Genomic DNA, 22,107 nt, shown 5'->3' with positions numbered 1-22,107 from the left:
ATCCCCCCCTTGAACAATCCGTCATGTGTAATTCCTAGTGTTAATGACTTGGTTAATCCGTAATGGTTAATCAGTAATGTTTTGCAGGGCTCGTTGTGTCCTGCCATTCCAGATTAGGGGGTTGAGGGGTAGAGGTAAAATTGATAATTTTTAGAAACCACATCAAAAATATTGATATAGATTTGGTTAGGCGTAGAATGAAATTGATTGCTCATCGGCTTAACAAAAACGAGCAGCAGGACATAAGTTATTAAAAGAATTAAGGATAGATTTTGCGTTATTCATTAAAGCAGCTCGCCGTCTTTGACGCGGTAGCAGATTCGGGAAGCGTAAGTCAGGCAGCTGATAGGCTTGCATTGACTCAGTCGGCGACAAGTATGTCTCTTGCACAGTTGGAAAAAATGCTCGGCAGGCCTTTGTTTGAAAGGCAGGGCAAGCAAATGGCGCTCACTCATTGGGGCATGTGGCTTAGGCCAAAAGCGAAGCGTTTACTGCAAGATGCACAGCAAATTGAAATGGGGTTTTACGAGCAGCATTTATTGAGTGGAGAGCTCAAACTCGGTGCGAGCCAAACCCCGGCAGAACACCTGGTTCCAGACCTCATCAGTATTATTGATAACGACTTTCCTGAGATGCGAATCTCGCTTGGTGTACAAAGTACCGATGCGGTTATAGATGGCGTATTAGATTACCAATATGACCTTGGCGTTATCGAAGGTCGCTGCGACGATAACCGAGTTCATCAAGAAGTGTGGTGTACCGACCATTTAACGGTGGTTGCATCGGCTCATCACCCATTTGCAAAGCGTGAACGTGTCAGTTTGGCGCAACTAGAACAAGCGAAGTGGGTATTGCGTGAACATGGCTCAGGTACTCGCAAAGTTTTTGATAGCTCTATTCATCATTTAATTGGTGATCTTGATGTTTGGCGAGAATATGAACACGTTCCTGTTTTAAGAAGTTTGGTAGCAAACGGCCCATATTTAACGTGTTTACCTTATCTCGATGTCGAGCAGTTTGTTGAATCTGGCCAGCTCGTTACTTTGAATGTTCCTGAGCTTGAAATGGAACGTACGCTTTCGTTTATTTGGCGTGCGGATATGGCAGAAAACCCACTTGCTGAATGTATTAAGCGAGAAGGCAAGCGCATGATGAAAGGTAAGCCGTCGGTTCTATAGCGGTAATTTGATAAAGGCTAGGGGCTGTTGACCTTTCGTGGTTAAGTTTTGTTCGAGGTAAAATCGTTTTAGGCGCGGCGAAGAGTATGTAGCCTAGTCATTTTAAGCAAATATTCTTCAACAAAGCATAAAGCGATTTTAACCGAACCCTTCGGGCAGTCCTTGTGGTTCATTTCTACTGCGTTATCGCCTTTTCATGTAGGCTAACTACACATCAAAGCCTCTGCCTTGTATAAATTTCCCACAAGAGCTGCAAAATAAAGCTCGAAAGGTTAACAGCCCCTTATAACCCAATGTGTTGAATAAGCGATTCCGGTCTCTATCTGGTGATAAATGCACATTCGTGTACATTATTAATGTGATCATGATCGGCTAAAAGAAGGCGTTCTTCCCATAATATGCTTACTTGATTTTAAGTGAGGCTAAATCCGGTGCGATGAATTTCGTAATTAGGCTTTAGAAATAGTATGAGTACATTAGTCGCGATTTCATTAACAACAGGTATTTTGTCAGGTCTATGGGGATGGATAGCTATCTCTTTCGGCTTGCTGTCATGGGCCGGTTTCTTAGGTTGCACAAGTTATTTTGCTTCGCCAACGGGCGGTGTTAAAGGACTAGCAGGCAGCTTACTGACCAACATGACAGGTGTATTCTGGGCAATGGTGATTATCGAAAGCTCAACCTTCGCAGGGTTAGAGATATTAGGCTATATGATTACCGCTGTTGTCGCTTTCTTTATGTGTATTCAAGCCAAACAAGCGTGGCTAGGTTATATCCCAGGAACCTTCATTGGTTGCTGCGCGACGTTTGCAGCAGGCGGCGATTGGCAACTTGTCGTGCCATCTTTACTGCTTGGTGGTGTCTTTGGATACTTGATGAAAGCAACGGGGCTTTGGCTTCACGAAAAATCGACTCAATCTTCGGAAGCGGTTGAACAACACGCTAAACAAGCCAAGGCTTAATTCGTTAACCTAACCTTAATTCGTTAACCTAACCTTAGTTTAGTCACTGTGAACTCTTGCAAGATAACCCCCAATTAATTTGTATATCGATTTATACAGGCACACCACTTGGTGTGCCTTTTTTGGTTTCTTAATCAATTCAAGAAATTATCAACAGAAGAACTAATAGCACTTATCAGATAAGCAAGAAGCTAGGTATTTCCGTTTGCCATGGTGATCACGCGTTTCAAAGTCCATCTCAACAACAATGGAATACAGTCTTGTCCTTGATTCTCACAATGAGACACGATCGCTAAAGCCAGGTCTGGTTTTGCGTGTTTCTTGAGAACTTTAGCCACAACTTTTTTCGCTGGAATAGGGTGATCATAAGGAATCTTAACCATGTCTCTGAAAAAGTTCTCAAACCCATTCATGTACAAGTAGTGCTCGATGTCTCTATCAGGCAGTTCTGTGAGGCGATGTCGTTCTTGATCATTACCAAGTTTAGATAGCACAGTCGCCGCATATTTTTTTCCGGCTGCATCACCATCAGTTACTACATGCCAATCGATACCAAACTCTTGCGCTACTTTAATGAGCGCTTTAAGACCAGACTGCGCGAACTCAATAATTTGAACGCCTTCCGCAGCAAGGTTATACCCACATTGGTTGGCTAACTCGTTAAACAACCAGACTTCGGTTTCACCTTCTACTAACAACCAGCAGCGAGCGTACAGAGCGCCGGACCGGTGAAAACGAATATGAAAACCAATTCGACGAAGTTCATCTTTGCTGAAGTGGTTCACATTGAGTTGGTTGGCAATGGTTTTATCTGACTGACGTACTAAACGACGAATCGATTGAAGCGGCACAGCAGCAAGTAGATCGCCACTGTTGGTGGTCAGGATTTTTTGCATGGGCAGCTTTTGCATCAAGCTCCAAGCCCTTGCCAAGTGCGTTGGGTGCAATCGACCTTCTGGATCTTCAAGGATCAAAAGAGGGCGAGCACATCTTCTTAAGTCATTTGGCCCTTTTGCTTGCAAATAGGCATTAAGCAACCCCATGAATAATAAGCGAGTTTGTTTGTTTTTGGTCTCTTCGACCAATTGATGAATGCTCTTGTCGTTCGCACCAGCTGAGTAAAGTAACCCATCACGCGGTTTTCTCGGATTTTTACGTGAGACACTCTTAAATGAGAAGTAGTGTTCTATTAAGCTTTGCATCGACTCAAGACTACTGCGCATTTCACCTTTATTAACATGTCCGGGTATTGCCATAAGGCGACGGCAGGTGTTGTCGATGCGCTTTTCTATCCTTGCCTGACGCCCATTTCCGTTATTGCCGTTTCCATTGCTGCCATTACCATTGGTTGTTTGACTCTGGCCGTTACTATTTCCGTTCACATTATTAGCGTGACCGTTGCTAGCATGAACATTGGCTGGTAGGTGAGCATTATGGTTAAGTGAGTTGCCGTTGAAAGGGCGATCGAAGTGTCTTGCATCTCTTAAACGAATTACAGGGTGTAACGTCATTAATTCTTGAGCGAGCTTTTCTGAGTGATGAAGCTTGAGAGGGTTTCCGTCCAACCCCAAAAATGCATAGTGTGTTGTCGTTTCATACTGTTCTAACGTGGCACTGATTCGATAATAGATACGAAAAACACCAAACTCGTCTTGAACCCACACCGGCTTGAGTTTGCGATAACGTCCTGCATTTAGCTCACTTTTATCGTTGGCTTTTAACGCGAGAACAATTTGAAGGTGTTGAGACTGTGGATGTGAAACTGAGTAATCGACATGGAAATCGGTCATTTCGAAGTGATATGGAACTCCGTCTGAAGGGAGAACGACGGAAAGGGCATCCAATAATGAAGACTTACCCCAAGTATTTTCACCAATAAGCGTGGTTAGCTCATCAAACGCAAGAGACATGCGCTTAATACCTCGAAAGCCAGAAATCTCGATTCTTTCTAGTTGCATAGGCTTACTCCTAACGGAAGGCTCTGCTAATTGTTTGAAAGCTAACAGATATCTTTAATCATAATCGAAAAACACAAATCTGGTATGCTCACCTGTCACAAAACCCGTTGTTTATTTATACGGTGCAAAATGAGATTTTCGATCTATCTCGAGTATTTTTTTGCAGTGCAGTTTCATAAAATTCACGATTCTGTCATGATTCTCGACCTAGTATGAAGGGACAAAGAGAGAAGAAAATATGACTAAAAAGAATAAGCCGACAAAAATAGTGTTGGCACACATCAACGACACCCACTCATACTTTGAACCAACCTCGTTACAGCTATCACTTAAAATGAACAACCACATCATTGAACCTTATGTCAGTACTGGTGGCTTTGCTCGAATTTCAACACGCTTCAAACAAATAGAACAAGATGCCCAGCGTCAGAAGGTTGGAACCCTGTTCCTGCATGCTGGTGACTGCTTCCAGGGCACTTTGTACTTTTCTTTATTCAAGGGAAAAGCCAACGCCGATTTGTTGAACGCCCTTAATATAGATGCCATGACGCTCGGCAATCACGAGCTAGACATGGGTAATGAGCCCGTTGCGATTTTCGCTAAAAGAATCAAATTCCCACTGTTGGCCGGTAACTGGAATCTATCGAATGAGGATATCAATAAAACTCATACCTTAGCGGACAACGAAATTGTTAAGCCTTATCTGACTGCAACGCGAAGTGCTTCTTTTATAACGAAAGAGTTTGATAGCGAGAAGGTTGCAATATTCGGCTTAAGCATCGACAAGATGGCAGGCATTGCTAATCCAGATATCGATACACCATTTGAAAATGCTTTAGAAACAGCAAAAGCGACCATTGAGCAGATTCATAAAGCTGGTATCAACAAGATTGTGTTACTTAGCCATCTTGGTTACGAAGCTGATTTAGAGTTAGCAGCCAACGTAACAGGTATTGGCGTCATTGTTGGTGGCCATAGTCATCGCTTACAAGGTGATTTCTCTGATATTGGCTTAGTCAAAGACGATGACTACGGTGTGAAAGTCGGTGACACCTATGTTGTGCAAGCGGGTTTCCACGCCATGAGCTTAGGACACTGCGAAATCGAGTTCGATGCTGAAGGCAAAGTGACTCACTTTAACGGTAAAAACGAACTGCTGTTAGGCCGTCGACTGTTTATAGATGCAAAGCTAAGTGAAGTAGGGCAAGACGACGCTCATGATATGGCGTGTGAGTTTTTGAATAATCACCCTAATATTGCAGTGTGTAAGAAAGATCCTGAGCTGCAGAGCATTCTGACGGATAAATACCAGCCGAGAGTTCGAAAGCTTCAGCAACAAGTGATTGCTCATGCAGACACAACACTGCGCCATATTCGGATCCCGGATGAGAAAGGTCCAAGTCAGCTTGCGCCCTTGGTTGCTCAATCATTTCACTACCTAATGAACAAAAAAGGGCATCAGGTTGAATTTGCGATTCACAACTCTGGTGGAGTGCGAAATTCACTCAATAGTGGTGATGTATCCGTTGCCGATATTGCCGGAAAACTACTACCGTTTGCCGTACCCATTGGTGTGTATGACGTAAAAGGTGAAACGATCGCAGGCATGCTCGAAGGGGCAATTAACAACGCGCTCGATAATGGTGTTGTGGGCACGGGTTCAGGTAGCTTTCCTTATACTCATAACTTGAGATTTTGTTATCACAAAGAAGCACCCTTAGGACATAGGATTCATCATCTAGAAATACACTCTGAAACATCCGGTTGGCAGCCTGTGTCTCGCGACCGAATTTACCGAGGCGCGTCGTCAGCCTACACCATGAAAGGAAAAGAGGGCTATAACGCCGTCTTAGATATGATAGGTGATGGCGTGGTGACGACCGATTCTATGGCAGACTGTTTTATTGAGTTCTTGCAAGAATACCCAGAATCTCTTAAACACAATGAACCGCTGAATTGCATGGAGTGTTTTAGATAGCCAGCGTCAATGCTTGCACTTAACATTATTAGTTCTAGCTGTTTATAAATTTGGCATTGTTTATGCTTTATTCCTGCAGGTCACACTTCTTGTGGAGATAAGCATGGATAAGAAAGATTGGTTAGATGCAGTAGCGGTGGTTGGTTGGGTATCGGTTTGGTCTGCGTTAGTGTATTTGATACCGACTGCAGGATTGTAATTTACGCAAGATAGTAATTTACGCAGAATTATTACTTGATCGTTTTGCAGTGTAACTACGCAGTGCCATCGTGAATTTGGTTAGCGGATTTATTCTTAGAATCAATTCGAGTATCTATTTGACAGGGTGGCATCAATAAGAAAGGAGCATTTGCTCCTTTTTTGTATTTCTAGTGCAAATTTTAATAGACGAAACACAAATAGGGGAATATTATCCACGCGTTTGGGGAGTAGTTAGCGCAAGTTTACATGTCGTCATCTCGTTAGGCTAAGAGCCTATCCGGTATGTAAAGGTGAAATCCCATATTTCACTTCAACGAGACCAACGCAATCACAATCAAGATCCGTCGTGGAACTTGATATGTTTTGTTTGCGGAAGGTCTTTGTAAAGTTCTTCCGCCCGGAGGAATAATGAACTCAACTCAATCTCTATTATCTACAAATAGTGAATCCTTTTTTTCATCGCCAATCATGACGACTTATGCGGGTTTTTTCCTGCTAACAGTGATTCTCGTCTCTATTGATATCTATCAGACTCGTGGTGGGAACGTCACAATTAAAAAAGCGGCAATCTGGAGCGTTTTTTGGTTTGTACTTGCATTTTTGTTTGCTGGTTCTATTTACTTATTCTGGGACATTTATGCACCAAATAGTGACTACACAGCGCAAAAAGCAACCGTGTCATTCATTACGGGTTACTTGCTAGAAAAATCACTCAGTGTAGACAACCTATTTGTTTTCGCGATGATCTTTGCTCAATACCAAGTTCCTGAGCATCTAAGACCACGTGCGCTTCTTTGGGGCGTAATTGGTGCATTGGTACTTCGTGCAATTATGATCGCACTAGGCGCACAGCTATTGGCGGAATACCACTGGGTACTTTACGTGTTCGCTGCGTTCTTGATTGGTACTGGTATTAAACTGGCGTTAGACAAGGGCGAAGAGGAAAGCGTGAATACACTGCCTGAAAAGCTACTTCGTAAAGTGATGCCGGTAACCGAAGATTTCCATGGCCCTGCATTAATGGTTAAACAGGGTGCTAAATGGGCATTCACTCCAATGATGTTGGTGATCGGTGCGATTGCAGTTATGGATGTGATGTTTGCATTGGATTCTATTCCTGCGATCTTTGCGGTAACACAAGAACCTTTCTTAGTACTTGCTGCAAACGTATTTGCGTTACTTGGTCTCCGTTCTTTGTACTTTGTACTGCAAGGCATGATGGATAAGTTCATTTACTTGAAGCCTGCGCTGGCATTCATCATGGTCTTTATTGGTGTAAAAATGCTACTGGTTGATAGCGAATGGGCTATACCGACGTATTGGTCGTTGGCGGTGCTGATTTCTACCATGACGGTTGCGGTTATAGCGTCGATTTATGCTAAGAAGCCAGACATTGAACAAGTGAATTAGAAACAAATATAACTTATCGAAAAGTTTATAATCGGTATGTGGTCGATGAAGTGGAAAAATTATTTATGTAAAATTTCTGTGACATTGGCCACTATGATTTGAAGGGTATTTGTACTAAATGCATGATTTTAACGCCATTGTGAATTTATAGTCACCATTTGTGAATATGTATTTTCATGCGTTGTTAATGGTTTGTTTTATTAGAAAAACTAATCTGAATGCCCAAATTTAGTCATTTTTTAACGTGTAAAAAATCACCTATTATTCTTGTCATCAGAACGAACCACTTAAACAAATTTATAGAGAGGCAATCATGGCTCAAGCAATGCAAATGAATACTATCGCTGTTCCTAACTCTATGGATAAGAAGACCTACTCGGTTAACTTCAAAGGATTGATTGCACACATTTTCGATATTCTTTTTGTAGACAACTCTCCACGTAGTTACTACTCAAGCGACCTATCTGGTCACATGCAACGCGATATCGGTATCAACCGTTAATCTCCGCGTTAACATGTAAAAATATAGAATTTTAAGAAAACGCCAGCTTCTGAAGCTGGCGTTTTTGTATCTGCAATAAGCTGTGTATCTCAAAGAAACTAAGCATTTAAAATAAACTAAGCACCTGAAAACTCATCACCTGAAAGAAAGACTTAGGCATAACGGTCTGTATTTGAGCGCCAGTAAATTCGCTTCGTACAAGGATCACGGTATGTCACACGCCAGCTGCAACTCACCATTGATTAAACTCTGTTTACTTGCCTTACCGATCGGCTTTTACTCTTCTGTGTCGATTGCACAAACCTGGAGTAATGAAGGTCAACCTGCGCAGGTTATCGAACTGTTCACCTCTGAAGGTTGTTCAAGTTGTCCGCCTGCTGATGCCTACCTTAGTACTTTTGAAGACGACCCTAATCTTTGGACACAAGTCATTCCTCTCGCCTATCACGTCGATTACTGGGACTACCTAGGGTGGGGAGATAAGTTCGCGAGCAAGGCATTCAGTCAGAAGCAACGCTTGTACAAAGCTTATGGGGTAACAAGTGGTGTTTATACCCCGGGCTTTATCGTCGATGGAAAAGAGTGGCGTGGTTACTTTAATTGGCTAGACAGAACCTTGCCATCGCTCCAACAACAAATTAATCCTAAATTAACAGTGAACCATAAAGGCGATACGTTCAGCGTGCATTACGAAGGCAAAGGTGATTATGTCGCTCATATTACCTTGTTGGCGATGAACGAAGTCACCAGCGTTAAAGCGGGCGAGAACAGAGGTAAGAAACTTGAGCACGATTTTGTCGTGGTTTATGACGGCTATCGACGTGGTGAGTCTGAATGGCAATTCAATGTCGATTTTGATCCATTAGTCGCAACGCCAGATGCTGTAGCCGTGTGGTTAACCGAACCTAACTCGTATACACCGGAACAAACGGTAGCAGGGTGGCTGAATTAAACTTGCCATAGCTTGATACTGGATGTGTTGTAGTGGGGCTCATTGCTAAAACACGAGAGAAAGGGGCGATTTAGTTACGTAATACTGCTGAAATACGTTAATATAGCGCGCTATTATTTTAGCTTTGAGTTCCTGCAATTAATGACTAACACCACAACACCAACCAACTTCTCTGATCTTGGCTTAATCTCTCCTTTGATGGCTCGTCTTACCGAGCTTGAATACCAACAGCCAACGCCTATCCAAGCGCAAGTTATTCCAAGTGTGTTAGCAGGACGCGACCTAATTGCAGGCGCAAATACAGGTTCAGGTAAAACCGCAGCCTTTGCACTTCCACTGTTACAACAAATCCATGAAGATGCACCTCTAGACCGTCGTTCAGGCAAAGGTAACTATGTTTCCGGCCTTATCTTGGTTCCTACACGTGAGCTTGCTAAGCAAGTTGCCGATAGCGTTAAGTCTTACGCAGTACATTTCAACGGTGCAATCAAAACTGTTTGTGTATTCGGTGGTGTATCGGTGAACACTCAGATGCAAGCGTTACGTGGCGGCACAGACATCTTGGTGGCAACACCGGGTCGTTTGCTTGATCTGATCTCAAGCAACGCTATCAAACTCGATAAAGTAAAAACGTTAGTGCTTGATGAAGCTGACCGAATGTTGAGCCTTGGCTTTACAGAAGAGCTCGACGCGATCTTGAAGCTGCTGCCAAGCAAGAAGCAAACTCTGTTGTTCTCTGCGACTTTCCCTGAGCAAGTTAAAACGTTGACTCACGAATTACTGAACGACCCAATTGAAGTCCAACTTCAAAGTGCCAATGCGAGCACGCTAGTTCAGCGAGTATTCGAAGTAGAGAAAGGTCGTAAGACAGCTTTGTTAGCGCACCTGATTCAGCAACACGAATGGCGCCAAGCTCTGATCTTCGTGAATGCGAAGAACAGCTGTGAACATTTAGCAGACAAGCTATACAAGCGCGGTATCATTGCGGAAGTATTCCACGGTGATAAAGGTCAGGGTTCACGTACTCGTATCCTAGAAGATTTTAAATCTGGCGAGATTGACGTTCTGATCGCGACAGACATCGCAGCTCGTGGTCTGGATATTGAAAAGCTTCCTGTAGTTATCAACTTTGATTTACCACGTAGTCCATCAGACTACATGCACCGTATTGGCCGAAGCGGTCGTGCAGGTGAGGTTGGTTTAGCATTATCTTTGATCGATCACGAAGACTACCATCACTTCACAATCATCGAGAAGAAGAACAAAATTCGTCTTGAGCGTGAGCAAATCGAAGGCTTTGAAGTGGATGAAGAAGCAACCGCTGCACTTGTTGCTGCATTAAAACCGGTTGCGCCACCGGCTGGTACAGGCAAGAAGAAAAAGAAGAAAGCACCTAAAAACCAAGATGTTTGGTTGAGAAATAACTGATATTGAGTCAGTAAAAATAGAATTTCTAAAGGCGCTTAATTGCGCCTTTTTTATTTTTAGCCCTAAGTTTAGCAAATCCGCGTAACGAGATTAAACGACACTCTTGACTCTAAAGAGGTCAGTAAATAATTTGCCGATCATCAAAATGACGAGCAGTGTGGTTAACATCAGTAATGGTGTTTGAATCTGATAAACCGGTGTTAGATTAAGCGCGCCAGACGTCAGTACGACCAGCAGGTTAATGCCAAGTATTCGGTGCACCATCAGTTTAGGCGTTGCGAACACTTTCCATATCACCATGCTATTAATGAAATAGAACAGTGCTAATTGCCACAACTCAGTCATCATCGGCATGATAAAGATGTATTGAAGTAAAATAACGGTACCAGTGCCTATCACCCCGAAAAACGCATCTTTGATAACACTTGGTGGCATCGTCGGTAACATGGAAGAAAATACGCCTGCAATCATCGGAAAAATAAAACCGCCCGGCACAGGTAGATATATCCAAACCAGTAGCGACGTGACGAACATCGAGACTCCTTGTAAGACTTTTCTCCCATCTTCATCCAGGTGTTGAACAAAGGTACGGTGCTCATGGTGCCAAGAAACGTTTTTCTTCTCACTCTTCACAAACGGCACATCATCAATCAATGACAAGTGTGGCGCCATTAACTCTAGTTTTTCCAGTTTTTCTGTGAGAATTGGCCAATCAATAGGTTGAGTAAGTTCATCCGAGGCGAGTTCAAGCAGACGATCTTGAATATGAGCAATTTCACGGACACGTAAACGCCACGCTTGGATATTTTGCTTTAGGTGATAACTGCCAGTGAGCGGTAAATCCAACAGTTGATAAAGCTTTTTAATATTAGCGGTATTGGACTCTAAGGCTTCTATATCAAGGTTATTGGTATCGCTCATTGCTGTTATCAGCGTTTCTCTGCTTGTTTCAAATCGTTGTTCGAAGTTTTGTTCAGTGTTTACCGGCCAGATTAGACGATAAACAATCGAGAAGGTGATAACGCCTAGCAAAGTTTCTTGTATTCGTAGCACCGCAAAATAGAATGTAATTTGGTTATCGAATCCCCCCATACAAGAGATGATGGAACAGACAGCAAAGCCTATAGAAAAGACATAACCGTACTTTTCATCACTCGACATGAAGATGCATGTACCGAGAAATAAAGTGAAAAACATCAAAAACAGAAAGCGGTCTTGCGAAAACATCGCAATCAAGAAAAAGGCATAACCCGTCCCTAACAAGGTTCCCATTAATCGGTTATGGCCTTTGTTTATTGAATGGGCAAAACTCTCGTTCAATGCCATGACAGCAACCGCAATTGCCGCCCAATAGGGTTTTTCCCACTGAAACCACAACGCAAGGCAGATAGAGATAACAATCGCGAGAGAAGCCTTAATTGCTTCTTTGGTCGATGCACTGAACATAAATGCCATCCAACTATTTGATTATTTTGATTGAAGCTGTCATGCCGACACGAAGTTGCAAGTCTTCAGGCACGTTATCGAGTACTACTTTAATTGGTATACGCTGAGCGAGGCGAATCCATTGAAAATTTGGGTTCACGTTGGGAAGAAGGTCATTACCAGTACTGCCATCTTGTGTCGCAATGCCAAAGCCAATGCTTTTAATATGGCCTTTTAATTGAACATCATTGCGCGTCATGAGCGTGACGATAGCTTTGTCGTTTGGTGCAACGTTCACAAGATCAGTCTCTTTGAAATAGCCTTCGATCCAGAAACTGTCTTCATCGATCAGCGCAACTACCGGTGTATTAGCGACGACTTGAGAGCCTTCTCGTAGGTTTAAGTTCGTGATGAAGCCATTCGTTGGAGCGTAAACCTTGGTGTATTTGAGATTTAAATGTGCCTCTTCAACATTGGCCTTTGCTAGTGCAACGTTAGCTGCATTTGTCTCAACCGCGTTGTTCAGGTTATTCAAGGTCAGCACTGGCAGCGCGCCAGGCGTTCTTTTTTCTAAGTTCAACGCGCGTTGCTCTTCGTTTTTAGCTTTTGCTAAGAGCGCGCGAGCCTGTTTCTGTGTCGCGAGTGCTTTATTGTAGGCCGCTTGATAAATACTTGGGTCGATCTCAAACAGTAGATCCCCTTTAACTACCTGTGAGTTGTCTTCAATATGGACTTTAGTTACTTGCCCGGTGACTCGAGGGGTAATAGAAACTATGTAAGCGCTGACCTGACCATCTCGAGTCCAGGGATTACTCGAATAAGATTGGTAATAGCTATAAACCACAGAGCTTGCGGCAACGACCAGTAGTAGCGTGATGAGATAACGTTTAATCAAGGTGAATTCCTCAGAAGATGGTAATGAATTGACCGATAACGCCGACGAAAATCACGATTAGGCTTAATTCGGCAATTGCAGGAAAAGCGACATATTTATGTAGCCCAAGTTTTGTCGCGATTGAGCCAGTCAATATCGTCAATACATAAGCTAACGCGATAACCAATAGCAAAGGAGGGAAGTAGATCTCACCCCACACGAGTTCATGTGGCATTGTGTTCATGGGTCTGTCTCTATCGTTTGAAGAAGGTCACGATAAAGGAACTATGGCAATGTTAATAATCGTATATAGAGGATCGGATCCATCAAACTTAGGTAGGTTTAGGTATATACTAGAAAGAAGAGTTAGCAAAAGGCACAAATCATTAGCTATTTAGCTCCGTCTTTTTATCATTATTATTCTGATGCAGTAGATATTTTTCTATTTCATATGCATGACTAAGAAAGTAAGCACATCAAAATGAACTTTAGTATTGAACAACTTCTCGCGTTTGTGACCGTTTATGAACAACGGTCATTCAGCAAAGCAGCAGTAAAACTCAACAAGCACAGAACGACCGTCGGCCAGGTTATTACAAATTTGGAAGACCACCTTGCTGTGCATCTTTTTGAAAGGGTCGGCCGCTCTGTAGAACCAACGGAGGACGGGCACCTCCTTTATCACTACGCAAAACAGACGATTGAGCAAGCTCGTACTTTTGACAAAGTGGCGTTGAGCCTCTCTTATGGTGGGCTAGAGAAAATAACAATCGCGTATTCTAGTTTCGTTCCACAACGTGTTTTGGTAGATATACGAAAACGACTTAAGCACGATTTCCCAATGATGCGAGTGAACTTTCTGGTTAGGAATAAGAACGAAATTAAACAAGGAATACAAAGTGGGGAATATCACTTTGGACTTGTGAATGCTCACAATAGCCGAGCGATGCATAGTTTTGATTCTACTTTCCTTGGGCATTTTGAGTTCTATCCATTCGGACAAAAAGGGGGAGAACTCTCACATATCGATAAAGACGAAGTATTAGTCGCACTTAGGAACTCTAAACAGTTCGTATTGAAGTCTCTGATTGACGAAGGTATGTCTGAAAAGATTATCGTGAGCTCTGACTATGAAGAGATCGATCAGCTTTCGTTAATGATCAAAATGCTTGAAGAGGGTTTTGGATGGGCACTTCTTCCTAAGGCTTTTTTTACCGACTCTGAGTTTTCAAAACATTCAATTGAGCCCATTCATTCTGCGCAAATGGTGGAAGGATTCAAATTTGGATTCGCTTTGTGGTGCCCGCACTCGAAGCAAGTCAGTGGTATCAAAGGCTCTTTGGTGTCTGTTATTAAAGAGTACCGCGAGCAACTTATTGATAGTTTTAAGTCGTGAAAATTTGAGATATTAAAAAGGCGCTAATTATTCATTAGCGCCTTTGAGATTTTGTTCAGCTAAGAGAAGAATTACTTCTTACGGCAGAACTCAGCGATTACGTACATTGATTGACCGCCGTTTGTTTTACCAGAAACAAGCTTAGGGTCGTCACCAACGCTGATGCCACGGATAACAGTACCTTGCTTAATCACTTGGTTAGTACCTTTGATTGGAAGGTCTTTGATTACTGTTACGTCGTCACCTTTTTTAAGCTCAACGCCGTTCACATCAAGAGGCTTGTCATCAGCAGACATGCCGATTTGTGCCCAAACTGATGTTTCTTCTTCAAGGTACATCATGTCTAGTGCGTCTTGAGCCCAGCTTTCAGTGTTCAGACGAGTAAGTTGACGCCATGCCGTTACTTGAACTGGTGCCTCTTGACTCCACATGCTGTCGCTTAGGCAGCGCCAGTGGTTGATATCTTTAGGCTCGTCAATCTCACCAAGGCATTTGTCACATACCATAATGCCGTGATCCACTGTTACGTGGCTGTGTGGCGGCACTGCGTACGCAGTAAGAGAAGAATCAGAACCACATAGTTCACATTTAGATTGGCAGCGTTCTAGCATAGTAGCTTCAGAAGACATAATGGACTCACATTTATTAGGTATTAATTACGGGGGCTATTATCCACTTTATTTTCAATAAAGAAAGAGGTCGTACGGTATTCTGTCTTGATTAATTTTAGCCGAGATCAACCATTTGTGTTTTAACGTTGTATGCAAACGGTTAGCTAGAGAAGGTTGATTGGCCGCAGAAACAAAAATGCCAGCGGTTAGGCTGGCATTTGTTTAGTAGCAACGTTTTTTATTCTAAGAAGGAACCTGTTATTGATGCTGAAGTTAGCGCGTTGTCAATTAGGAAATCTACAGCTTGTGCCTGCATACTGACATGATGATCTTCATCCAAAGGTGTCGGTGTCGTCTTATCTTGCGGAACTACAAACGTACTGTGCGCAGCAACATCGCTGAACTTAACAAAGTCCTTCGCACCATCAGGGCTTGTGTTACTCGAATCAACCACCTTGAGGCCTAACTTAGTTGCTAACGGTGTCGTTCCCGCGAACGGAGCGTTTGCGACAGAGTTTGGTACTGTATCGTCACCTTGCACTTGAGCCATATAAATAGGCAAAAGAGGTGAACCAGAAGCAACTAGGTAAGAAGCATTGGTAAACGGATCCACAGTATCCAACACAGTTTGTGCAGCATAAGCGAACTGCTGAAAAGCGGCCGTCATGGTAGCTTTTTGCGCAGCGGTCGCGTTTGCTTCAAACGTTGTGTAGCACTGTTTGCTAGTAAGACTTCCACAGTTAGCGGTTGCGAAGCCTGCGTACTCAGTTGAAGCGCTCAATGCAACGCTGTGCTTAACTTGAGGGCCAAACTCTGTAGAACCAAGCAGAAGGTTAGATATTTGTCCCCCTGAGTTTTCAATTGCTGCTGAACTGAATGAGTAAAGCGAATTAGCTGCGACACTACCGAGAGTACGGTTAGAGGCTGCAACTGCTGTTGTTCCAACAATACCACCTAGCGAGTGGCCTAAGAACTTCACTTGTGAGCCAGTAGTTAGATTAAATGCCTTCAATGGAGACGTTGTGAGTGCCCCAGCTTTTAATGAAACGGCTAAAGATGCGCGTAAGCCCATAACATCAAGCGCACTTTGACGCACGTTATCGCGAGCGACGGGTAAGTTCGCCAAGTTCAGATAAGCTAACACGTCAGCGTTTGCCGAACGAGTATCATCTAAACTACGTGTACCATGGAGCGGTAAGTCAATCGCCAATACAGCTACACCTGCTTTTGCAAGGTTGTAAGCGAAAGCATAAGCGTTTTCTTTCGCTGAGGTGATACCGTGTTGGTAGATCACAACATTAGTAGGATCAGAACCATTTGGCGTAAACAGTAAGAGTTCGACGTCTTCTAATGATTTAACTTGAGGAACAGGTGAGTATTTGGTGATGACTCGCTCGCTATCAAGTGCTGAACCATCTTTAAGAGTCAAATTTAAACCAATGAGTTTAAGCTGCTCTGTTTGACTTGTCGCTAATATACTTGCATCAATACCAGCAGCAATAAGCTGAGCGGCCATGTTCGCCTTTTCTGCACTATTACTTAGAGCATTTGAAACCTTAGCTAGGCTAGGCATAGCGGATTCAAACGGCTGAGTATTCCATTTGCTGCTGCTTGTTTCTAAGTAGTGAGGTAACTTAACCGACCCTTGACTTACATTGACATCTGCACTTGATGCATCGTACATCGCCCCAATAGCAAATTTGGCTTTAGCAATCTTAGTCGAGTCGCCGCCACCAATGTATTTATCAAAATCAGTGTCATTTGCTAATGCTGTTTTGAATGTTACTGCAGGAAGAAACGACATAGTGTAAGCGGCTTTTAGGTCAACCGAATTAGGGTTTGCACTGCCTTTCCATACACCATTTAGGTTCGCAGAAGCCAACCCAGTCGCTGTTGCTGCTTTTGTTGCGAAAAGCGAGCCGCCAACCGATTCGGTGGTAAACCACGTCGAATAAATGATGTCTTTGGTATCAAGGCTAACCTTGCCGGCGGCATTCGCCCCTGCAAAGATTTGCTCTACACCCTGAGTTACTTTCTGAGCTTGAGCTAAGCTGCCGTCAGTATACGTCACTGAACTTGATTTCAGAGCCGCGTAGCTTGACGACATACCTACCGGGTCGCCATTAACATCGGCCAGTTCATTCGACAGTGCCAACACGTATTCGCTTGAAGCATCGAGTGAATCTTTAAATACAATAGTAAAGGCATCCGTTGCAGCGCTAGATAACACATTAAAGTGCGTACCTAGAGTCAACACGCCTGTAACCGTTGGTGGTGTTGTGGATGTGAGTGAACTGCTAAGTTTTAGAATGTAAACGCCGCCAGTCGCGACACCGTCGGCAAGACCGGTACCTTCGAAATTCATAATGATTGGCATCGAAGTAGACCAGCCATCCATTGTGTTCATTGCCGCAATTGGATTCGTTAACGAATCTTTACCACCCGTTGGTAACCCGAGAGTGCCATCCGTCGTGTCCATCAAAGCAAAGCTTGGCAGTGGAACCGCTTTGTTCGCACCACTTAGATGAAACTTAATACTCGTTGTGCGAGCCAGTGAATCTTGAATGTACTGCTCATATTTAACGGCAGTTGAGGCACCTGAACTCGAAGAGTCATCACCACAACCTGCAAGAAATATCGCCGAAGCAAGCAGCGAAACACTAAATAACTTTTTCATGTTTGAATTCCGTTTAGTTAAAGGTGTAGTTCAATTGAATTGCAGATAAGTAAGCTACTGCATCACCTGAAAATTCAAGCTTTTGACCCAATTTATTGGTCTCAGTGAAGTCACCACCTTTGCTTTGTACAAGGGCAAAACCAGCATCAATAGAAAGATCTGGGCTGTACTGGTAAGTCAAACCTGTGCTGTACCAGTAACGATCGCTGTCTGGGATACTTAAAGTCGTTTGGCCTGCTTGTTCGTCATAAGCAAGACCCGCTCTTAGAGTCCACTCTTTATTCAACTGATAAGTCGCACCCAACGAGTAGCGGTTGTTATCCTCGTAGTGTTCCGTCTTTTTGAAACACTCACCATTTGTACAATCTGGACTGGTTGCTTTAAGTTCTTTAAAACTGCTCCAACCCGTTTGTTGCCAACCGTAGTGGATAGCCCACTGATCGGTCAGTTGGTGGAAAGCCGATATTTCAATAATTGAAGGTAAGGTAATTTTTAAGCGGCCAGTCGTTGCAGTTGCGCTACCTTGTACGATTCCACCGGTGTAATCTTTGAAATCACCATCGTCAAAATCAAGGTCAACTTCCGAACGATAAGCGATAGAAAATCGATTGTTTTCATTCAATTCATATAAGCCACCCACATTCCAACCAAATGCGAATGTTTCGCCAGTCATACTGATTAACTTCGTCGACGAAGGATCACCAGTAACATTTGAAATAGCACCTTGGTGTCGGTTGAGTTCAGCTTCTGCATAAACAAGGTTTACGCCAGCACCAATGCTGAATTGGTCGTCGATTCTATACGCTACGTTTGGGTTTAAATTGACAGACATTAGTGATGTATCACCAGCTAGATCACCCGCGTAGATATCATCTGGGTAATCGGTAGCAACACCGTAGTTGGAAAACATACCAATGCCCCAAGCCCATTGCTCATTGATTGGGCTAATGTAGTAAGCACCAGGTACAATCTGAAGGGGAGCGACGTCTTTAGATGTCTGACTTTGCCCGCCAGAACCTGGAACATTGTTTTGAGTAATGTCTACTTCTGGATCAACGACAGAAACCGAGCCTGAAAATTGGGCTGTATCAAATAGGGTCATTGCAGCGGGGTTTCTCGCAAGTACACTCGCGTTGTCGGCAACTGCACCTTCACCTGAAAATGCGCGTCCAAGGCCTGAGGCAGAATGCTCCGCAACTTGGAAACCAGCCGCAAGTGAATTACATGCAAATAGCACAGAAAGCGAAACGAGAGAGCGTTGTATTGTTTTCATCCTTGACCCTCCTAGGGCATCAAATCTCATTCTTATTGTTGAAAACACACTGAGCATTCTTATTTGTGATGCTCCAATGTAAATGACATGTTAAATTCATGTTTCATGTAAAGTCAAAGAATGAGTTATCATTTTGTGAAGTTATAATTTTACGGGGCGGGACTTTAACATTTATAATATGCATACAATCAATGCTTTATTTGTGGTTGGAGGTGTGACCAGAATGTTTATGCGCATTATCGGAATAAATAGTGTTCAATTGCTTAAATATGTAACAACTTCGTTTGTGTTTACCGTTAATCGCTAAATCGGCATAATACGGTTTCATTTACGATGGCATTAAATTGGAATTTAAGTTTGGAATTACTCGCGATAGAGTTTCTTGGAAAACCGCTTCGTTTAGAAGGTTCAATGGCTGGTTGGCAACAACTGTTCTGGGATAATACACTTGTGTCTCAACTGGATGCGACCTCAGAGCAAGATAATGCTCGAACTCACTCATTCATGTTGCAATCTGGCGAAGATACGTTGCAGTGTCACGTCGAGGCGTCAGTTCAATGGCAGCCATTTGAGATGTACTACAAAGCCTCCGTCAATGGTCAAACGATTGCCGAAGGTAACCGAGACACTAAAGACATCGAGCAACAAACTCCCGTTGTAGCACCTAAACCTGAGAAGCGTTTTAGCTTAATTGGATTAGTGTCGCTTGGTATGAAAGCATTAAAAAGTGCCAAGCTAATCAAAGTCGTACTTGCCTCAGCGAGCTTGGCTGCGTATTCATGGCTGTTTTCAATTCAATTTGCTTTGGCTCTAATCGCTTGCCTTATGTTCCATGAATACGGCCATATTAGAGCGATGAAATACTTTGGTATGAAGACCAAAGGCATCTATTTGATACCGTTCCTTGGTGGTTTAGCGTTATCCGATGAGAAGATCAATACGCGCTGGCAAGATGTAGTTATCTCAATCATGGGGCCATTGTTCGGATTGATATTGTCTTTGGTGTTTATGGTGTTGTACTGGATCACTGGCGAGATGTTCTTTGCTGGGCTTGCGGCATTCAACGCGCTATTGAACTTGTTTAATCTATTGCCAATTTTGCCTCTCGATGGCGGACATGTACTGAAAAGTATCAGTTTCTCAATGAACAGCGTGCTTGGTATTGTATTGTGTATCGCAGCAGCTGTTGCTGGTGTGGTACTGAGTTATCAGTTGAATCTTACCTTGTTTGGTTTCTTATTGATTATGGGTAGTGTGGAAATACTGTTCGAATGGAAAGGGCGTCACCACAGTCACTTGTTACCATTAGACAAATACGGTCAAGTCGTGTCGTTTGTTTGGTATGTGGGTTTAGTGAGTAGTTTGATTGGTGTTATCTGGTATTTTGCATCTACTGGTGATCAGCTATTAAGCCTACCATTGCAAATTCTTGGTACTTAACAAGAATCAAAACAAAAAAATGCCCTAGCCAATATGGATAGGGCATTTTTGTATTCGAAGTTTAGCGTCTAGACAAATGTAAATTACGCTTTGCAATTTGGTCTTGGAGAACCCGATTGGGGAAGCGTTTTGATCGTCGCTTGCAGATCTTTGATACGCGTACTGTGCGAAGGGTGTGTAGAAAGCAGTTCTGGGGGCTGATTACCACCCGATGCCTTCGCCATGTTTTGCCATAGGTCGACACTTTGGTTAGGATCGAATCCAGCTCTAGCCATATACTCTAGGCCAACAACATCGGCTTCAGACTCTTGAGTTCGCCCATACGGTAGAATAACGCCATACTGAACGCCTAAACCTAAAGCAGCCATCGTCATACCTTGATATTGGCTGTATTCTGATGCGCCTAATGCGATGCTAGTAACCGATAAACCAGTGTTAGCGATTTGAGACTGAGATAGGCGCTCGTTACTGTGGTCTGCTAAAACGTGCGCCACTTCGTGCCCGATAACTGTCGCGAGTTGGTCTTGATTAACCGCTACCTTAAGTAACCCGGTATATACGCCAATTTTTCCGCCTGGTAGGGCGAATGCGTTTACTTGGTCACTGTCAAAGACAACAACTTCCCATTCACTAAAACCTTGTTTAGGAATGTATTGCGTGATGCTGTTTGCAACGCACTGTACATAAGCGTTCGTTTTTGCATCTTTGCTGATGGGTTGTTCTTTCTTCATTTGTTCAAAAGACTGTGCTCCAAGCTGAGACATATCTTTATCTGAAAAAAGCAGTAATTGGTTTCTGCCTGTTGGGGAAGCGCTGCATGCACTTAGCCCAGCGAGTGTAAGAAGCGAGGCAAACTTCATCCATGACGTCATACAATATCCTCTGTGTATTCGGTTTTTATGCATGTTAACATCAACTTGTGTAATAGCTAGTAGCAGTAAGATAACTATTTCGGTAATAATCCCAGCAGTAATGCTAACGTTATTGGTTTTATCAACCTATTAACGATGATAAAACTGCACACGCGTAACAAAGCCAATAATTAAGGACCCTACATGAGTATTTGGAAAAAGCCCGTTGACCTAGAGATCTTCAACGCGACCTCAAAAAATACCTTAATTGAACACCTCAATATTGTATACACCGAGGTCAACGACAACTCTTTGGTGGCAACCATGCCGGTTTGTCATTTTACCCACCAACCTTTAGGTATGCTCCATGGCGGCGCATCGGTTGTATTAGCAGAAACGCTTGGCTCATTGGCTGCTAATTTTTGCGTTCCAGAAGGCTACTATTGCGTTGGGCTAGATATCAACGCAAACCACGTTAGATCAATGCGCGATGGCCATGTTGTCGGTACTGCTGAGCCTATTCACTTGGGTGTGTCTACCCAAGTATGGCAGATAAACATCACTGATGAGCGTCAACGCTTAGTCTGTACAAGTCGTTTAACTATTGCCGTGAAGAAACATAAGCGATAATAGGCTAAGCATTAGTTAGCTGTGTTTGTATTTATAAGAAGTAATCTGTATTTAAAAATAGTCCGAGAAATCCATGGTCATAACGTTTAAAAGTGGGAAAATCATCGCAACCGCACATGAGCTTGTCGTTCGTTTGGATGGTGAGCACAGAGTAACGCTACAAGCTCAAGTTGATGCAATCCAACTGATAGGAAAAGGGGCAAATGTCATTTCAGCCAATGGTTCTGAATGCAAGTGGTCGATTAAATTAGACAACGAACAGCAGCTTCGAGATATTGCCAATGAAATCGGCTGCGATGTGATGTAATCGTATACTGCAAAAGTACTTAGACCTTCTATTTGAATCAAATCTTAGGACACC

The 22,107-nt window shown here is 43.1% G+C and carries 19 protein-coding genes; 11 read left to right on the top strand and 8 right to left on the bottom strand.

What is annotated here, in order from left to right; translation table 11 throughout:
- The first annotated feature begins 272 nt into the window (after positions 1-272).
- A complete protein-coding gene (locus ACED53_RS07515; RefSeq protein ID WP_009845304.1) occupies positions 273-1,178 on the top strand; it encodes a LysR substrate-binding domain-containing protein in 906 nt (301 codons plus the stop codon).
- A gap of 467 nt (positions 1,179-1,645) precedes the next feature.
- Positions 1,646-2,140 carry a DUF1097 domain-containing protein gene (locus ACED53_RS07510; protein WP_012600670.1) on the top strand — a complete coding sequence of 165 codons (495 nt, stop codon included), beginning with the start codon at positions 1,646-1,648 and terminating at the stop codon, positions 2,138-2,140.
- Positions 2,141-2,331: 191 nt separating this feature from the next.
- On the opposite strand, the gene ACED53_RS07505 is transcribed toward ACED53_RS07510, so the two are convergent.
- Positions 2,332-4,098, bottom strand: a complete 1,767-nt coding sequence (locus ACED53_RS07505) for an ATP-dependent endonuclease (protein WP_017100531.1) — start codon at positions 4,096-4,098, stop codon at positions 2,332-2,334.
- A gap of 238 nt (positions 4,099-4,336) precedes the next feature.
- Between ACED53_RS07505 and ACED53_RS07500 the strand changes: the two genes are divergently transcribed.
- The 5 genes from ACED53_RS07500 to ACED53_RS07480 all read left to right on the top strand — a co-directional run bounded on the left by ACED53_RS07500 (position 4,337) and on the right by ACED53_RS07480 (position 10,569).
- Complete coding sequence (locus tag ACED53_RS07500) at positions 4,337-6,076, top strand: bifunctional UDP-sugar hydrolase/5'-nucleotidase (protein ID WP_029222774.1); 1,740 nt, start codon at positions 4,337-4,339, stop codon at positions 6,074-6,076.
- 609 nt (positions 6,077-6,685) lie between these two features.
- On the top strand, positions 6,686-7,687 hold the full coding sequence (locus ACED53_RS07495) for a TerC/Alx family metal homeostasis membrane protein (RefSeq protein WP_029222773.1): 1,002 nt from the start codon (positions 6,686-6,688) through the stop codon (positions 7,685-7,687).
- 313 nt (positions 7,688-8,000) lie between these two features.
- The gene (locus ACED53_RS07490; RefSeq protein ID WP_009845310.1) at positions 8,001-8,189 is read left to right on the top strand and encodes a hypothetical protein; all 189 of its coding nucleotides are present in this window, start codon (positions 8,001-8,003) and stop codon (positions 8,187-8,189) included.
- Positions 8,190-8,400: 211 nt separating this feature from the next.
- Positions 8,401-9,141, top strand: a complete 741-nt coding sequence (locus tag ACED53_RS07485; RefSeq protein ID WP_029222772.1) for a DUF1223 domain-containing protein — start codon at positions 8,401-8,403, stop codon at positions 9,139-9,141.
- A gap of 141 nt (positions 9,142-9,282) precedes the next feature.
- Positions 9,283-10,569 carry a DEAD/DEAH box helicase gene (locus tag ACED53_RS07480; RefSeq protein WP_029222771.1) on the top strand — a complete coding sequence of 429 codons (1,287 nt, stop codon included), beginning with the start codon at positions 9,283-9,285 and terminating at the stop codon, positions 10,567-10,569.
- Positions 10,570-10,659: 90 nt separating this feature from the next.
- On the opposite strand, the gene ACED53_RS07475 is transcribed toward ACED53_RS07480, so the two are convergent.
- Genes ACED53_RS07475 through ACED53_RS07465 form a run of 3 tightly spaced genes read right to left on the bottom strand, consistent with a single transcriptional unit; the run spans position 10,660 to position 13,112 of the window.
- Positions 10,660-12,015 carry an FUSC family protein gene (locus tag ACED53_RS07475; RefSeq protein WP_017102150.1) on the bottom strand — a complete coding sequence of 452 codons (1,356 nt, stop codon included), beginning with the start codon at positions 12,013-12,015 and terminating at the stop codon, positions 10,660-10,662.
- 13 nt (positions 12,016-12,028) lie between these two features.
- Positions 12,029-12,889, bottom strand: a complete 861-nt coding sequence (locus tag ACED53_RS07470; protein ID WP_017100535.1) for an HlyD family secretion protein — start codon at positions 12,887-12,889, stop codon at positions 12,029-12,031.
- A 10-nt stretch (positions 12,890-12,899) separates the two neighbouring features.
- Positions 12,900-13,112, bottom strand: a complete 213-nt coding sequence (locus ACED53_RS07465) for a DUF1656 domain-containing protein (RefSeq protein WP_004730923.1) — start codon at positions 13,110-13,112, stop codon at positions 12,900-12,902.
- 237 nt (positions 13,113-13,349) lie between these two features.
- Between ACED53_RS07465 and ACED53_RS07460 the strand changes: the two genes are divergently transcribed.
- Positions 13,350-14,264, top strand: coding sequence for a LysR family transcriptional regulator (locus ACED53_RS07460; RefSeq protein WP_017100536.1), 915 nt, complete (start codon positions 13,350-13,352; stop codon positions 14,262-14,264).
- A 71-nt stretch (positions 14,265-14,335) separates the two neighbouring features.
- Here ACED53_RS07460 and ACED53_RS07455 read toward each other — a convergent pair whose 3' ends face one another.
- From ACED53_RS07455 to ACED53_RS07445, 3 genes are all read right to left on the bottom strand, one after another.
- Positions 14,336-14,893, bottom strand: a complete 558-nt coding sequence (locus ACED53_RS07455) for a PhnA domain-containing protein (RefSeq protein WP_009845316.1) — start codon at positions 14,891-14,893, stop codon at positions 14,336-14,338.
- 220 nt (positions 14,894-15,113) lie between these two features.
- On the bottom strand, positions 15,114-17,552 hold the full coding sequence (locus ACED53_RS07450) for a VolA/Pla-1 family phospholipase (protein WP_017100537.1): 2,439 nt from the start codon (positions 17,550-17,552) through the stop codon (positions 15,114-15,116).
- 13 nt (positions 17,553-17,565) lie between these two features.
- Entirely contained in the window at positions 17,566-18,825 is a 1,260-nt protein-coding gene (locus tag ACED53_RS07445; RefSeq protein ID WP_017100538.1) for an outer membrane protein transport protein, read from the bottom strand.
- A gap of 357 nt (positions 18,826-19,182) precedes the next feature.
- Here ACED53_RS07445 and ACED53_RS07440 point away from each other — a divergent pair, with 357 nt between their 5' ends.
- On the top strand, positions 19,183-20,265 hold the full coding sequence (locus tag ACED53_RS07440) for a site-2 protease family protein (RefSeq protein WP_029225428.1): 1,083 nt from the start codon (positions 19,183-19,185) through the stop codon (positions 20,263-20,265).
- An 83-nt stretch (positions 20,266-20,348) separates the two neighbouring features.
- On the opposite strand, the gene ACED53_RS07435 is transcribed toward ACED53_RS07440, so the two are convergent.
- The gene (locus ACED53_RS07435) at positions 20,349-21,137 is read right to left on the bottom strand and encodes a M48 family metallopeptidase (RefSeq protein ID WP_012600658.1); all 789 of its coding nucleotides are present in this window, start codon (positions 21,135-21,137) and stop codon (positions 20,349-20,351) included.
- Between the two features lie 183 nt (positions 21,138-21,320).
- On the opposite strand from ACED53_RS07435, the gene ACED53_RS07430 reads away from it, so the two are divergent.
- Positions 21,321-21,746 carry a hotdog fold thioesterase gene (locus tag ACED53_RS07430; protein ID WP_009845321.1) on the top strand — a complete coding sequence of 142 codons (426 nt, stop codon included), beginning with the start codon at positions 21,321-21,323 and terminating at the stop codon, positions 21,744-21,746.
- Positions 21,747-21,819: 73 nt separating this feature from the next.
- The gene (locus ACED53_RS07425; protein WP_009845322.1) at positions 21,820-22,053 is read left to right on the top strand and encodes a DUF3389 domain-containing protein; all 234 of its coding nucleotides are present in this window, start codon (positions 21,820-21,822) and stop codon (positions 22,051-22,053) included.
- Positions 22,054-22,107 lie beyond the last annotated feature (54 nt).

It is taken from the genome of Vibrio sp. 1F169 (assembly GCF_041439605.1).
Taxonomy (GTDB): Bacteria; Pseudomonadota; Gammaproteobacteria; order Enterobacterales; family Vibrionaceae; genus Vibrio; species Vibrio tasmaniensis_A.
This window is presented reverse-complemented; position numbering and strand designations above follow the sequence as displayed.

What these genes read in the sequence shown, in the direction of transcription:
- ACED53_RS07435 (WP_012600658.1), bottom strand. Translation starts at nt 21,137, where the DNA reads ATGACGTCATGGATGAAGTTTGCCTCGCTTCTTACACTCGCTGGGCTA.
- ACED53_RS07450 (WP_017100537.1), bottom strand. Translation starts at nt 17,552, where the DNA reads ATGAAAAAGTTATTTAGTGTTTCGCTGCTTGCTTCGGCGATATTTCTT.
- ACED53_RS07455 (WP_009845316.1), bottom strand. Translation starts at nt 14,893, where the DNA reads ATGTCTTCTGAAGCTACTATGCTAGAACGCTGCCAATCTAAATGTGAA.
- ACED53_RS07500 (WP_029222774.1), top strand. Translation starts at nt 4,337, where the DNA reads ATGACTAAAAAGAATAAGCCGACAAAAATAGTGTTGGCACACATCAAC.
- ACED53_RS07460 (WP_017100536.1), top strand. Translation starts at nt 13,350, where the DNA reads ATGAACTTTAGTATTGAACAACTTCTCGCGTTTGTGACCGTTTATGAA.
- ACED53_RS07485 (WP_029222772.1), top strand. Translation starts at nt 8,401, where the DNA reads ATGTCACACGCCAGCTGCAACTCACCATTGATTAAACTCTGTTTACTT.
- ACED53_RS07495 (WP_029222773.1), top strand. Translation starts at nt 6,686, where the DNA reads ATGAACTCAACTCAATCTCTATTATCTACAAATAGTGAATCCTTTTTT.
- ACED53_RS07445 (WP_017100538.1), bottom strand. Translation starts at nt 18,825, where the DNA reads ATGAAAACAATACAACGCTCTCTCGTTTCGCTTTCTGTGCTATTTGCA.
- ACED53_RS07465 (WP_004730923.1), bottom strand. Translation starts at nt 13,112, where the DNA reads ATGAACACAATGCCACATGAACTCGTGTGGGGTGAGATCTACTTCCCT.
- ACED53_RS07480 (WP_029222771.1), top strand. Translation starts at nt 9,283, where the DNA reads ATGACTAACACCACAACACCAACCAACTTCTCTGATCTTGGCTTAATC.
- ACED53_RS07490 (WP_009845310.1), top strand. Translation starts at nt 8,001, where the DNA reads ATGGCTCAAGCAATGCAAATGAATACTATCGCTGTTCCTAACTCTATG.
- ACED53_RS07430 (WP_009845321.1), top strand. Translation starts at nt 21,321, where the DNA reads ATGAGTATTTGGAAAAAGCCCGTTGACCTAGAGATCTTCAACGCGACC.
- ACED53_RS07510 (WP_012600670.1), top strand. Translation starts at nt 1,646, where the DNA reads ATGAGTACATTAGTCGCGATTTCATTAACAACAGGTATTTTGTCAGGT.
- ACED53_RS07425 (WP_009845322.1), top strand. Translation starts at nt 21,820, where the DNA reads ATGGTCATAACGTTTAAAAGTGGGAAAATCATCGCAACCGCACATGAG.
- ACED53_RS07475 (WP_017102150.1), bottom strand. Translation starts at nt 12,015, where the DNA reads ATGTTCAGTGCATCGACCAAAGAAGCAATTAAGGCTTCTCTCGCGATT.
- ACED53_RS07505 (WP_017100531.1), bottom strand. Translation starts at nt 4,098, where the DNA reads ATGCAACTAGAAAGAATCGAGATTTCTGGCTTTCGAGGTATTAAGCGC.